Source organism: Rhizobium acaciae, from assembly GCF_025941625.1.
Lineage (GTDB): Bacteria > Pseudomonadota > Alphaproteobacteria > Rhizobiales > Rhizobiaceae > Rhizobium > Rhizobium acaciae.
This window is the reverse complement of the sequence record NZ_JAPCZO010000012.1, coordinates 19,327-31,478: the sequence shown is the minus strand read 5'-3', so window position 1 is coordinate 31,478 and position 12,152 is coordinate 19,327. Positions and strand designations below refer to the sequence as shown.

Annotated in this window: 9 protein-coding genes and 1 pseudogene; 9 read left to right on the top strand and 1 reads right to left on the bottom strand. The window is 63.2% G+C overall.

Annotated features, from left to right (window positions below; genetic code table 11):
• Positions 1-48 precede the first annotated feature (48 nt).
• From ccmI to OLZ32_RS19395, 4 genes are read left to right on the top strand one after another with little or no spacing between them, the layout of a single operon-like run.
• Complete coding sequence (gene ccmI, locus OLZ32_RS19410; RefSeq protein ID WP_454824382.1) at positions 49-1,248, top strand: c-type cytochrome biogenesis protein CcmI; 1,200 nt, start codon at positions 49-51, stop codon at positions 1,246-1,248.
• A complete protein-coding gene (gene ccmE / locus OLZ32_RS19405) occupies positions 1,245-1,772 on the top strand; it encodes a cytochrome c maturation protein CcmE (protein WP_264399716.1) in 528 nt (175 codons plus the stop codon). Before ccmI ends, ccmE begins: the two co-directional genes overlap by 4 nt.
• Positions 1,769-3,766 (top strand): heme lyase CcmF/NrfE family subunit, encoded by a 1,998-nt coding sequence (locus OLZ32_RS19400; RefSeq protein ID WP_264422108.1) that lies wholly within the window; start codon positions 1,769-1,771, stop codon positions 3,764-3,766. The genes ccmE and OLZ32_RS19400 overlap by 4 nt, the downstream gene beginning before the upstream one ends.
• Entirely contained in the window at positions 3,763-4,218 is a 456-nt protein-coding gene (locus tag OLZ32_RS19395) for a cytochrome c-type biogenesis protein (protein WP_003546778.1), read from the top strand. The genes OLZ32_RS19400 and OLZ32_RS19395 overlap by 4 nt, the downstream gene beginning before the upstream one ends.
• Positions 4,219-4,359: 141 nt before the next feature.
• Here the strand turns inward: OLZ32_RS19395 and OLZ32_RS19390 are convergent.
• Positions 4,360-4,464, bottom strand: a pseudogene (locus tag OLZ32_RS19390) (IS5/IS1182 family transposase); the annotation flags it as partial.
• 105 nt (positions 4,465-4,569) lie between these two features.
• Between OLZ32_RS19390 and OLZ32_RS19385 the strand changes: the two are divergent.
• From OLZ32_RS19385 to OLZ32_RS19365, 5 genes are all read left to right on the top strand, one after another.
• The gene (locus tag OLZ32_RS19385; RefSeq protein ID WP_017990849.1) at positions 4,570-4,884 is read left to right on the top strand and encodes a hypothetical protein; all 315 of its coding nucleotides are present in this window, start codon (positions 4,570-4,572) and stop codon (positions 4,882-4,884) included.
• A gap of 305 nt (positions 4,885-5,189) precedes the next feature.
• Positions 5,190-6,782: a Do family serine endopeptidase gene (locus OLZ32_RS19380; protein WP_264422105.1), complete on the top strand. Its 1,593-nt coding sequence runs from the start codon at positions 5,190-5,192 to the stop codon at positions 6,780-6,782.
• 66 nt (positions 6,783-6,848) lie between these two features.
• Complete coding sequence (locus OLZ32_RS19375; protein WP_017990850.1) at positions 6,849-7,604, top strand: response regulator transcription factor; 756 nt, start codon at positions 6,849-6,851, stop codon at positions 7,602-7,604.
• Positions 7,601-9,013, top strand: a complete 1,413-nt coding sequence (locus OLZ32_RS19370) for a sensor histidine kinase (protein ID WP_003546783.1) — start codon at positions 7,601-7,603, stop codon at positions 9,011-9,013. Before OLZ32_RS19375 ends, OLZ32_RS19370 begins: the two co-directional genes overlap by 4 nt.
• 133 nt (positions 9,014-9,146) lie before the next feature.
• Positions 9,147-12,104, top strand: a complete 2,958-nt coding sequence (locus OLZ32_RS19365; protein ID WP_264422103.1) for a bifunctional [glutamine synthetase] adenylyltransferase/[glutamine synthetase]-adenylyl-L-tyrosine phosphorylase — start codon at positions 9,147-9,149, stop codon at positions 12,102-12,104.
• Positions 12,105-12,152 lie beyond the last annotated feature (48 nt).

The window sequence follows — 12,152 nt, the reverse complement described above, 5'->3', positions numbered from 1 at the left end:
CCGGCTTTGGCAGTTGGAATAAAGGCGCGCTTCACGTATTTGGGCGACATGTTGTTCTGGATTCTCGTTGCCGCTTTGACGGCAGTCGTCGCCGTCATCCTGCTCTACCCCCTTCTGCGTGGAGCGAAGGCGGCGGAGAATATCCGTGCGGGCGAGGCGGCGGTCTATCGCGACCAGTTGCGCGAACTCGACCGCGATCTCAATGGCGGGCTGATCACGCCGGAGGAGGCCGATTACGCCAGAGCGGAAATCGGCCGGCGGCTGATCGCCGTCTCTGCCGACGAGTTGGAGCAGACGCCGAAACCCGCACGGCATCACCGTTTCACCGAGGCCTTCGTCCTCCTGGTCCTGCCGGTTCTCGGGCTCTGTCTTTATTTGACGACGGGCAGGCCGGACCTGCCCTCGCAGCCGCTGGAAGCGCGGCTGGAAAATCCTGGCAACGACGTGGCGGTGCTGATCACCAAGGCGGAACGGCATCTGGCTGAGAAGCCCGATGACGGCAAGGGCTGGGACGTGCTGGCGCCGATCTATTTCCGCACAATGCGCGTCAACGATGCGCAAGTGGCTTATCGCAATGCCATCCGGCTTCTCGGCCCGACCCCCGTCCGGCTCGATGGCCTTGCCGAGACGCTGATGGCGGTCTCCGACGGCGTGGTGACGGAGGAGGCGCGGCAAGTGCTGGAACAATCGCTGACGCTCGAACCTGACAATCCGCGTGCCCGTTTCTATATCGCCCTCAGCATGGAGCAGGCGGGACGGCCGAACGAGGCGCGCCAGGCCTTCGAGGCGCTGGCAAAACAATCGCCATCAGATGCGCCCTGGCTGCCGCTGGTCAACCAGCATATCGCCATGAACGGCGGCGCGCCGGCCGGCAACGATCCGGCTGCCCCGGGCGCCGATCCGGCTGCCCCGGGCGCCGATCCGGCTGCCTCGGGCGCCAATCAGGCTGCCCCCGGCAATCCCACGCAGCAAGATGTGGCGGCGGCCGAGACTATGAGCGCCGGCGACCGGCAGCAGATGATCCGCGGCATGGTCGACAGCCTCGACGCCAAGCTCAGCGAGGATCCGAACAATTTCGAGGGATGGGTGCGGCTCGTCCGCTCTTATGCCGTATTGAACGACAAGGATCGCGCCGCCGGCGCCCTGAAGCGCGGGCTTGCGGCCTTTCCGCCGCCCGGCGAACAGGGCAGGCAATTGCTGGCGCTTGCCAGGGAACTCGGCATAGCCACGGAGGGAGCGAAGCAATGACGCGCAAGCAGAAGCGCCTCGCGGTGATATCAGGCGGCATGGGCTTCATCATCGCCGCCGTGCTGCTGGTCATGTTCGCCTTCAGCCAGTCGGTCGCCTATTTCTACATGCCGGCGGATCTTGCCAAGACGCCGGTGGCGCCGGAAACCCGCATTCGCCTCGGCGGGCTGGTCGGCGAGGGCAGCGTTGTGCGCGGCACCGGCTCGACGGTCGAATTTGCCGTCACCGACGGCAGCACCAATGCCGTGAAGGTCAAATATACCGGTATTCTCCCCGATCTCTTCCGCGAGGGCCAGGGTGTCGTCACCGAAGGCATGTTTGCCGCTGGAACGAACGTCTTCGTCGCCGACACCGTGCTTGCCAAGCATGACGAGACCTATATGCCGAAGGACGTGGCCGACAGGCTGAAATCCCAGGGGCTGTGGAAGGAAGGCCAAGGCCAGGAAAGCCCTGGGAAGGAAGGGCAGGGCCAGGAAGTGAAGGGCCAGGAGGTGAAGGGACAGCAAGTGAAGGCGACGCCATGATCATCGAGATCGGCCATTACGCGCTGGTGCTGGCGCTCGCCACGGCGCTCATCCTTTCCATCGTGCCGGTGATCGGAGCCCGTCGTCACGACCGGGCGATGATGGATGTGGCGACGATCGGCTCGCTGGCGATGTTTTCGCTGGTCGCCTTCTCCTTCGGCGTGCTGACCTATGCCCATGTCGTCTCGGACTTCTCGGTCGAGAACGTCTGGGAGAATTCGCATTCACTGGTGCCGCTGCTCTATAAATATTCCGGCGTCTGGGGCAATCACGAAGGGTCGATGATGCTCTGGCTGTTGATCCTGACGCTGTTCAGCGCGCTGGTCGCCGTCTTCGGCCGCAATCTGCCGGAGACGCTGAAGGCCAATGTACTGGCCGTGCAGGCCTGGATTTCGGTCGCCTTCACGCTGTTCATTCTTTTGACCTCCAATCCCTTCCTTCGTCTCGATCCGGCGCCGGCCGAGGGCCGCGATCTCAACCCGGTTCTTCAGGATGTCGGCCTCGCGATCCACCCGCCGCTGCTCTATCTCGGTTATGTCGGCTTCTCCGTCTGTTTCTCTTTTGCGGTCGCTGCCCTGCTGGAAGGCCGCATCGACGCTGCCTGGGCACGCTGGGTGCGGCCCTGGACGCTGGCGGCCTGGACCTTTCTGACGCTTGGCATCGCCATGGGCTCCTACTGGGCCTATTACGAACTCGGCTGGGGCGGCTGGTGGTTCTGGGACCCGGTGGAAAACGCCTCCTTCATGCCGTGGCTCGCCGGCACCGCACTGCTGCATTCGGCGCTCGTCATGGAAAAGCGCGAGGCGCTGAAGATCTGGACGGTGCTGCTTGCCATCCTCACCTTCTCGCTGTCGCTGATGGGCACCTTCCTGGTGCGCTCCGGCGTGCTGACCTCGGTGCATGCCTTTGCCAGCGACCCCTCCCGCGGCGTCTTCATTCTCTGCATCCTGCTGATCTTCATCGGTGGGGCGCTGTCGCTCTTTGCCTTCCGCGCGCCGAAGCTGTCGGCAGGCGGGCTGTTCGCGCCGATCTCGCGCGAAGGCGCACTCGTAGTCAACAATCTGATCCTGACGGTCGCCTGCGGTACGGTGCTCACCGGCACGCTCTATCCGCTGCTATTGGAAACGCTGACCGGCGACAAGATTTCCGTCGGAGCGCCCTTCTTCAACCTGACCTTCGGCCTGCTGATGGCGCCGCTGGTCGTCATCGTGCCCTTCGGGCCGATGCTTGCCTGGAAGCGCGGCGATCTGCTCGGTGCCCTGCAGCGGCTCTATGTCGTCGCAGGTCTGGCTTTCCTTGCCGCACTGGCCTTCTTCTATATCCAACATGGCGGGCCGGTGCTGTCAGTGCTCGGCCTCGCTGCCGGGCTGTTCTTGGTTTTCGGTGCCGTCGCCGATCTCTGGTACCGCGCCGGCATCGGCAAGGTCGCGGGCAGTCTCGCCTGGCGCCGGCTTTCCGGCCTGCCGCGTTCGGCCTTCGGCACGGCCCTTGCCCATGCCGGGCTCGGCGTCACCGTGCTCGGCATCGTCGCGGTCACGACGTTCGAAAGCGAGCATGTCATCGAGATGAAGCCGGGGCAGGTGACCGAGGCCGGCGGTTACAGCCTGCATTTCGACGGCATGCAGCCGGGGACTGGGCCGAACTATACCGAGGACCGCGGCCACTTCACCGTCCGGCGTGGCGGTGTCGCGGTTGCCGATACCTGGTCGGCCAAGCGCCTCTACACTGCGCGCCAAATGCCGACGACCGAGGCGGGCATCCTGACCTTCGGGCTCAGCCAGCTCTATGTTTCTCTGGGTGACGCCACCAAGGACGGCGGTATCGTCGTGCGCATCTGGTGGAAGCCGTTCATTCTCTGCATCTGGGGCGGAGCGGTGTTCATGGCCTTCGGCGGCCTGGTCTCGCTCAGCGACCGGCGCCTGCGTGTCGGCGCCCCGCGCCGCAAGGCGAAGCCGGCAAGGCCGGCAGCTCCCGCAATGGAGCCGGCGGAATGATGCGGCGTCTGCTCCTGGCTTTCGCTTTGCTGCTGACGGCGGCCCCCGCCTTCGCCGTCAATCCTGACGAAGTGCTGGCCGATCCGGCGCTCGAGGCCCGCGCCCGTGCCCTTTCGGCGGAACTGCGCTGCATGGTCTGCCAGAACCAGTCGATCGACGATTCCAATGCCGATCTGGCCAAGGACTTGCGCCTGCTGGTGCGCGAGCGCATTAGCGATGGCGACAGCGACGAGGCGGTGCTGACCTACATCGTCTCGCGCTACGGCGAGTTCGTGCTGTTGAAGCCGCGTGTCAGCATGAAGACGGTGCTGCTCTGGGGTGCGCCGGTGCTGCTGGTGCTGGCCGGAGGGCTGTCGCTGGTGGTCTTTGCGCGCAAGAGGGCCGGCAAGCCGACCGGCAGCAAGCTGACGGCAGACGAGCAAGAAAAGCTGAGCGAGCTTTTGAAAAAGTAGGCGGCCCGCCGGCGGCAACGCTATAGAAGGACGCCGACTTGAGGCTAAGTTTTCAGGAGCGATAGCAATTCATTGGTCGCAACAATGAGTTCCTGAAGTTGTCCGGCGGATGGCCGCAGATCTACGTTGCCGCGGATGAGCTGGCATGAACGGCTCGATCATGCTCCATTCGCGATCTGCCATATCGCTTGCGTAGCGCATGCCGCTTCTATCATGTTGACGCCGGGTAGAGGGTGTCCAGACCATTCGACCTCTCCGTATTTGTCGCAATACAGGAACTTCCAGACATCCATGTTATTGCATTCGATGACGAATACGACGTGAGGCGCCCTATGGCTGGAAATCAGATCAATGACCTATGCTGCTCTCAAAATCCCCAAGTTCCTTAGTGTGTTGACGGTGCTGGCAGCAGGGCTGCTCTCTGGCTGCGCCAGAATGCCACCGGTATTTTCGGACGATGGCGCGACAATTTTATTCAAGGGTGAAAAGTTTAAGTACCGGGTTCCCGGTCAAGCCGAAGTGTCTTGCGAATTTGACGATCAGCGAAAAGTGGCAGTTTGTGACAATGGCCTAACCTCTGAGTTGATAGTGGCTGGGCTTCCCTTCCATGGCGTCGTTTTAGTTGAATTCGATGGGCGGCGGTTTGGGCCCGCAGAACATCCCTAAACGATTGCGCGGTTCAAAAGCTGATCGCCGCTATTAAGCCACTCCTCAGGACCAGCCACCGTTCTTGGACGGACACTTACACCATGCAAAATATGCTGATCGCTCGTCTCGCGTTTAGCGGCGAGGGCTTCACCCGAGAGGTCAAGCCTTGCGGCACAAGCCATATGCGTTTGGCCCTTTGCCAAACATTACCAACTTTTCATTGGCCGGACAGTTCGCAGTAAGGTGCGGCGTCCTATATCTTTAGTCATCGACTGATCCGGCGCCGCCGGTCTGAAGATTTAAGAACAAGAGAAGGTGCTCCAATGCTCAAGAATTTCAACGGACGTCCGTCCCTCGCCACTGTGCTCAAGGCTTCTACCGTCGCCGGTATCGCAGCCGCTGTGCTTGCAACCGGCGTTCCGCTCGAAATCACCCGGTCTTATGCCGAAGCTGTCAAGGTTCAGGCGCCTGCCGTTCCGAGCTTCGCCAATGTCGTCGACGCCGTTTCGCCGGCTGTCGTTTCCGTCCGGGTCGAAAACCGCGTCAATCCCGTCTCCGACAACAATGACGGCTTCTCCTTCGATTTCAACGGCCGCGGCTTCGACGACCTTCCCGACGATCATCCGCTGAAGCGGTTCTTCAAGCAGTTCGGCGAGGGTCCGAATGATCAGCAGGGCCATTCCCGGCGCTTCGGCCAGAACGGGCCGAATGGCGGTCCGAATGGTCCGGGCGGCAAGGGTCGCCTCCGCCCCGTCGCCCAGGGTTCCGGCTTCTTCATCTCCGAGGACGGCTATATCGTCACCAACAATCACGTCGTTTCCGATGGCCAGGCCTTCGTTGCGGTCATGAATGACGGCACCGAGCTCGATGCCAAGCTGATCGGCAAGGATCCGCGCACCGACCTTGCCGTGCTGAAGGTCGACGGCAAGGGCAAGAAGTTCACCTACGTCAACTGGGCCGACGACAATAATGTCCGCGTCGGCGACTGGGTCGTTGCCGTCGGCAACCCCTTCGGCCTCGGCGGCACGGTCACAGCCGGCATCGTCTCGGCTCGCGGCCGCGATATCGGCTCCGGTCCCTATGACGATTACCTGCAGGTGGATGCCGCCGTGAACCGCGGCAACTCTGGCGGTCCGACCTTCAACCTCAGCGGTGAAGTCGTCGGCATCAACACCGCGATCTTCTCGCCGTCGGGCGGCAGCGTCGGCATCGCCTTCGCCATTCCCGCCTCGACCGCCAGGGACGTCGTTGCCGATCTGATGAAGGACGGCCAGGTCTCGCGTGGCTGGCTGGGTGTGCAGATCCAGCCGGTGACCAAGGACATCGCCGAATCCATCGGCCTTTCCGAGCCGAGCGGCGCCCTCGTCGTCGCCCCGCAGGCCGGATCGCCGGGTGACAAGGCCGGCATGAAGGCGGGTGACGTCGTCACCGCGCTGAATGGTGAGACGATCAAGGATGCCCGTGATCTCAGCCGTCGCATCGGCGCGATGCAGCCGGGCAGCAAGGTCGAGCTTTCGGTCTGGCGCGCCGGCAAGGCCCAGCCTCTCACCGTCGAACTCGGTACGCTGCCGATCGACCAGAAGGATGCGTCTGCCGATGACAACAATCAGCCGCAGCAGCCTGAGGCACCGGCTTCCGAAAAGGCGCTTGCCGATCTCGGCCTGACGGTCGGCCCGTCTGACGACGGCAAGGGTCTGGCGATAACGGACATCGACCCGAACTCCGATGCCGCCGACAAGGGCATCAAGGAAGGCGAGAAAATTACCTCGGTCAACAACCAGGAGGTCTCCAGCGCCGACGATATCGTCAAGGTGCTGAACCAGGCCAAGAAGGACGGGCGCACCCGCGCGCTCTTCCAGATCCAGTCCAATGAAGGAAGCCGATTCGTAGCGCTTCCGATCAACGGCCAGGGCTGATCTTCAAGACAACGGGAGCCGCGCGGACGAAACTCCGCGCGGCTCGATTCTTCTGACCTTTGAAGGATGATCGCCATGAGCGCCGCCCCGCAGGAAGATGCTTTGAGCCTTGCCGAAACGCAGCCGGCGGGTAATGTCGGCCGCATGAAGATTCTCATCATCGAAGATGATCTCGAAGCAGCCGTCTACCTCACGAAAGCCTTTCGCGAGGCGGGCATCGTCGCCGATCACGCCAGCGACGGCGAGAGCGGCCTGTTCATGGGGTCGGAAAATACCTACGACGTCATCGTCATCGACCGCATGCTGCCGCGCCGCGACGGGCTTTCCGTCATCAGCGAGTTGCGCCGCAAGGCCATCCATACGCCGGTCCTCATCCTCTCGGCGCTCGGCCAGGTCGATGACCGCGTCACCGGGCTTCGTGCCGGCGGCGACGATTACCTGCCGAAGCCCTATGCCTTCAGCGAGTTGTTGGCACGCGTCGAGGTGCTTGGCCGCCGCAAGGGCACGCCGGATCAGGACGTCGTCTATCGCGTCGGCGATCTCGAACTCGACCGGCTCTCCCACGAGGTGCGCCGCGGCGGCAAGGAGATCCCGCTGCAGCCGCGCGAATTCCGCCTGCTCGAATATCTGATGAAGAATGCCGGCCAGGTGGTGACCCGCACCATGCTGCTCGAAAACGTCTGGGACTATCACTTCGACCCGCAGACCAACGTCATCGACGTCCATGTCTCGCGGCTGCGCTCGAAGATCGAAAAGGACTACAGCCAGCCGCTCCTCAAGACCATTCGCGGCGCGGGGTACATGATCAAGGATGAGGGATGAGCCGTTTCAAGGTTCTCTTCAAGTCCACCGCAGTCCGCCTTTCGGCACTCTATATCCTGCTTTTCGCCATCTGCGCCGCGACGCTCGTCTTCTATGTGACGGCAATGTCGGAACGGCTGCTGACGGGCCAGATCCGCGACGCCGTCAGGCAGGAGGTGGAGCAGGTGCAACGCGCCTATGACACCGGCGGCATGAACCTTCTCCTGCGCACGATGGAGCGGCGTGCTCGCCAGCCGGGCGCCAACCTCTACATCATCGCCGGTCCCTCGGGCGATATTCTCGCCGGCAACGTCGCCTCGGTGCAGCCGGGTGTCTTCGAGGAGATCGGCTGGACCTCCGCGCCCTTCGGCTACCAACGCTATACTGACGGCGGGGGTGTCGAGCGCCGCCACAAGGCGATCGCCAATATTTTCGTGCTCGATAATGGCCTCAGAATCCTGATCGGCCGCGACCTCGGCGACCCCGAGCGTTTCCGTCTGCTGGTGCGCCAGGCGCTGATGGTGGCCCTGGCGATCATGGGGCTTGGCGCCATCATCATCTGGTTCGCCATCGGCCGCAACGCGCTGAAACGCATCGACCGCATGTCGGATGCCAGCAAGAAGATCATGGCTGGCGACCTGTCGCAGCGCCTGCCGGTGGGCGGATCCGGCGATGAATTCGACCGCTTGTCGATGTCGTTGAATACCATGCTGGAGCGCATCGAGAAGCTGAACGAAGGCCTGCGGCAGGTCTCCGACAACATCGCCCACGATCTCAAGACGCCGTTGACGCGGTTGCGCAACAAGGCGGCCGATGCGCTCGATATCGCCGATGGCGAGACGCGGCGCACCGCGCTCGAAGGCATCATTTCCGAATCCGACCAACTGATCCGCACCTTCAACGCGCTGTTGATGATCTCCCGCGTCGAGGCCGGATCGGTCGCCGCCGAGATGTCGCCGGTGGAGCTTTCGGCCATCGTCTCCGATAGCGCCGAGCTTTACGAACCGGCGGCGGAGGAGGCGGGGCTTGGCTTGAGCTCCAGCATCGAACCCGATGTCGAGGTGCAGGGCAATCGCGAGCTGATCGGCCAGGCGATCTTCAACCTGCTCGACAATGCCATCAAATATTCTTCCGATACGGAAGGGGCGGGCAAGGTAACGCTGAAGCTCGCCCGCCGCCCGGATGGCATCTGCCTTTCGGTCGCTGACCATGGGCCGGGTGTTCCGGCCGACAGGCGCGACGACGTGGTGAAGCGCTTCGTCCGCCTCGATGAAAGCCGGTCGAAGCCGGGAACGGGGCTCGGGCTTTCGCTGGTGGAAGCGGTGATGGAGCTGCACAACGGCCGTTTGGAACTCTCCGATACCGATCCCGACAAGCCCGAAAAGCGCGGATTGACCGTCAGCATGATCTTCCCCGCCAAGGCTGCCTGATGGCCTGCTGCCGATGATCGGCTGAATCGCGTATTGGCGGTTTTCCGCCAAGACCCTAGTTTAATGCCTGTCGAAGGAGGCGTTCCCGTGATTCTGCGGGACCGTTCCTTAGGCGCTAAAGCAGGGAGAGCGCATGCTGACGAAATCGACGCATGGCCTGAAGGATGTGGCCGAAGGGCTGCTGCGTCCGCTGAACCAGACGGAGTTGAAGCTGGCGCTGGCCGACCTTCAGGAGGCCGGCAAGAGCGAGCCGTCGGTGGCTGCGATGCTGAAGACGGAAGGCCCGCTTCGCGATTTCATTGCGGCCGTGCTGACGCTGTCGCCTTATCTGCGCGAAATCGTCAATCTCGATCCTGCCATCCTCGCCGGCGCCATCACCCAACCGCTGGAGCCGCAGATCGAGGCGCTGGCCGCCGACGCGCGGCGCTGCTGGCAGCGGGACGGAGAGGGGGCCGCGCCTTCGGAATCCGTGGTGATGAGCAGGCTGCGCATCATCAAGCGCAAGGTGGCCTTCCTCGTCGCACTCGCCGATCTCGCGCGCATCTTCGACGGCCGGGCGACGACGGCCTGGCTGAGCGAGCTTGCCGAAGCTTCGGTTGCCGCCGCGATCGACCATCTGCTGCTTTCGGCGCATGAGGGTGGAAAGCTGCGGCTGCGGGATCTGGCGGCGCCGAGCGACGGCTCCGGGCTGATCGTGCTCGGTATGGGCAAACTCGGCGCATCCGAACTCAACTATTCCTCCGATATCGACCTCGTCGTCGTCTTCGACGAACAGGCGGGCATCGTGCCCGACCCGGATGACGCGATCGAGGTCTTCCCCAGGATGATGCGCCGGCTGGTGCGTATCCTGCAGGAGCGGACAGCCGACGGCTACGTCTTCCGCACCGATCTCAGATTGCGCCCTGATCCCGGCTCGACGCCGCTGGCGATCCCGGTCGATGCGGCGATGATTTATTATGAGGGGAGGGGCCAGAACTGGGAACGGGCGGCTTTCATCAAGGCGCGTGCCGTTGCCGGCGACTTGACCGCGGGCGGCGATTTCCTGCGCGGCCTCGCCCCTTTCGTCTTCCGCAAATATCTCGATTACGCGGCGATTGCCGATATCCATTCGATCAAGCGGCAGATCCACGCGCATAAGGGCCACGGTGCGATCGCGGTCAAGGGCCATAACGTCAAGCTCGGCCGCGGCGGCATTCGCGAGATCGAATTCTTCGTCCAGACGCAGCAGCTGATTGCCGGCGGCCGCATGCCGGCATTGCGTGGACGGGCGACGGAGGAGACGCTTGGTGAACTCACCAAGGCGAAATGGATCGACGCGGAAACCCGTGACGAACTGACCGAGGCCTACTGGTTCCTGCGCGATGTCGAGCATCGCATCCAGATGGTGCGCGACGAGCAGACCCACCTGCTGCCGGAAACGGATGCAGACCTCAAGCGCATCGCCTTCATGATGGGCTTTTCCGACACGCCGAGCTTCTCCGAACGGCTGGTCGCCGTGCTGAAGACGGTCGAGCGGCGTTATGCCCACCTCTTTGAGCAGGAGAGCAGGCTTTCCACCGACACCGGAAATCTCGTCTTCACCGGCCAGGGCGACGACCCGGATACGCTGGAGACGCTGAAGAAACTCGGTTTTACCAGACCGTCCGATATTTCCCGCATCATCCGCACCTGGCACTATGGCCGCTACCGGGCGACGCAATCGGTCGAGGCGCGTGAAAGGCTGACGGAGCTGGCGCCGGAGCTCCTGCGGGTTTTCGGCGAAAGCAAGCGCGCCGACGAGGCGCTGCTGCGTTTCGACAGCTTTATCTCCGGCCTTCCCTCCGGCATCCAGCTGTTCTCGCTGCTCAGCAGCAATCCGGCGCTACTGTCGCTGATCGTCAACATCATGTCCTCGGCACCCCGGCTTGCCGAGGTGATCGCCGCCAAGCCGCATGTCTTCGACGGCATGCTCGATCCCGGCCTGATGGCCGAGCTGCCGACGCGCGATTATCTCGGCGAACGGCTGAAGGGCTCGCTTGCTCAGGCCCGCCACTATGAAGAAGTGCTCGACCGGCTGCGCATCTTCGCCGCCGAGCAGCGTTTCCTGATCGGCATCCGCCTGCTCACCGGTGCGATCAACGGCGTGATGGCCGCACGCGCCTTCACCCATCTCGCCGACCTCGTCATTGCGGCGGCACTCGATGCCGTGGTCGGCGAGATGCGGGCCGCGCACGGCGACTATCCCGGCGGGCGCATCGCGGTCGCCGGCATGGGAAAGCTCGGCAGTTTCGAGCTGACGGCCGGTTCCGACATCGATCTGATCCTGCTCTATGATTATGACGATGCGGCTTCCGAATCCGACGGGCCGAAGCCGCTCGATGCGACGCGTTACTTCACCCGCATCACCCAGAGGCTGATGGCCGCCTTGTCGGCGCCGACCGCCGAAGGCGTGCTCTATGAGGTCGACATGCGGCTGCGCCCATCCGGGAACAAGGGGCCGGTTGCCACCCGCATCAATGCCTTCGGCAAGTATCAGCGCGAAGAGGCATGGACCTGGGAGCATATGGCGCTCAGCCGCGCCCGGCTGATTTGCGGCAATGAAAGCCTGATCGTCGAGGCGGAACATATCGTCCGCGAGGTGCTGTCGGCCGATCGCGATATTGCCAAGGTGGCGCATGATGTCGCCGAGATGCGCGAATTGATCGACAAGGAAAAGCCGCCCTCCGGCCCGTGGGACCTGAAGCTCATTCCCGGCGGCGTCATCGATCTCGAATTCATCGCCCAGTATCTGGCGCTGATCGCGCCGACCAGGGGCGTCGGCATTGCCGTGAATGGAGTGAGCACTGGTGAAGCCCTGAAGGTGCTTGGCGACCGGCTGATGGCGACGTCCGATCTCGATATATGTCTCGAGGCCTTCACGCTTTACACCGGACTTTCGCAGCTGATCCGCCTCTCCATCGACGGCCTGTTCGATCCGAAGGATGCGCCGGCCGGTCTTGTCGAACTCGTCTGCCGCGCCGGCGACTGCCCTGACATCAAGACGTTGGAAGCGGAGGTGAAGCGGCTGTCGAAAGCGGTTCGGAAAATATTCCTGAATGTCGTGAAAGCCTGATCTCACACCAGAGGGAACGACCGCGAGGATTATCTCGAGCATGGCCTG

Excerpts from the sequence above, each read along its gene's own strand:
- ccmI (WP_454824382.1), top strand. The coding sequence starts at position 49 with ATGTTGTTCTGGATTCTCGTTGCCGCTTTGACGGCAGTCGTCGCCGTC.
- ccmE (WP_264399716.1), top strand. The coding sequence starts at position 1,245 with ATGACGCGCAAGCAGAAGCGCCTCGCGGTGATATCAGGCGGCATGGGC.
- OLZ32_RS19400 (WP_264422108.1), top strand. The coding sequence starts at position 1,769 with ATGATCATCGAGATCGGCCATTACGCGCTGGTGCTGGCGCTCGCCACG.
- OLZ32_RS19395 (WP_003546778.1), top strand. The coding sequence starts at position 3,763 with ATGATGCGGCGTCTGCTCCTGGCTTTCGCTTTGCTGCTGACGGCGGCC.
- OLZ32_RS19385 (WP_017990849.1), top strand. The coding sequence starts at position 4,570 with ATGACCTATGCTGCTCTCAAAATCCCCAAGTTCCTTAGTGTGTTGACG.
- OLZ32_RS19380 (WP_264422105.1), top strand. The coding sequence starts at position 5,190 with ATGCTCAAGAATTTCAACGGACGTCCGTCCCTCGCCACTGTGCTCAAG.
- OLZ32_RS19375 (WP_017990850.1), top strand. The coding sequence starts at position 6,849 with ATGATCGCCATGAGCGCCGCCCCGCAGGAAGATGCTTTGAGCCTTGCC.
- OLZ32_RS19370 (WP_003546783.1), top strand. The coding sequence starts at position 7,601 with ATGAGCCGTTTCAAGGTTCTCTTCAAGTCCACCGCAGTCCGCCTTTCG.
- OLZ32_RS19365 (WP_264422103.1), top strand. The coding sequence starts at position 9,147 with ATGCTGACGAAATCGACGCATGGCCTGAAGGATGTGGCCGAAGGGCTG.